The sequence below is a fragment of the Thermoactinomyces sp. CICC 10735 genome, from assembly GCF_016055175.1.
Taxonomy (GTDB): Bacteria; Bacillota; Bacilli; order Thermoactinomycetales; family Thermoactinomycetaceae; genus Thermoactinomyces; species Thermoactinomyces vulgaris.
Genome location: NZ_JAECVT010000015.1, coordinates 1 through 757, shown reverse-complemented (window position 1 = coordinate 757; position 757 = coordinate 1). Strand labels below are relative to the sequence as shown.

Genomic DNA, 757 nt, shown 5'->3' with positions numbered 1-757 from the left:
GTCCTCCGGGAGTCAGACTACGAGTGCTAAGATCCGTGGTCAAGAGGGAAACAGCCCAGACCGCCAGCTAAGGTCCCAAAGTAACCGTTAAGTGGCAAAGGATGTGGAGTTGCCCAGACAACCAGGATGTTGGCTTAGAAGCAGCCATCATTCAAAGAGTGCGTAATAGCTCACTGGTCAAGTGACTCTGCGCCGAAAATGTAACGGGGCTAAACGGTTCACCGAAGCTGCGGATGTCCTTCGGACATGGTAGGGGAGCGTTCCAAACAGCAGCGAAGCTGCTTCGTGAGAAGCGGTGGAGCGTTTGGAAGTGAGAATGCCGGTATGAGTAGCGAAAAGAAGGGTGAGAATCCCTTCCACCGAAAGCCTAAGGTTTCCTGAGGAAGGTTCGTCCGCTCAGGGTTAGTCGGGACCTAAGCCGAGGCCGAAAGGCGTAGGCGATGGACAACAGGTTGAGATTCCTGTACCACCTTGTTCCGTTGACGACGGGGGGACGCAGGAGGGTAGAGAATCGCGCGACTGGTTGTGCGCGTCCAAGCAGTGAGGCTGAAGAGACAGGCAAATCCGTCTCTTCTTAAGGCCAGGCTGTGATGGCGAGGGAAGTTTCAGTACCGAAGTTCTTGATCTCACACTGCCAAGAAAAGCCTCTAAGGAGGAACAAGGTGCCCGTACCGCAAACCGACACAGGTAGGCGAGGAGAGAATCCTAAGGTGCTCGGGAGAACTCTCGTTAAGGAACTCGGCAAAATGACCCCGTA

1 rRNA gene is annotated in these 757 nt (G+C 54.4%); it reads left to right on the top strand.

Annotated elements, in window-relative coordinates:
- Positions 1–757, top strand: a 23S ribosomal RNA gene (locus I8U23_RS13330); the annotation flags it as partial.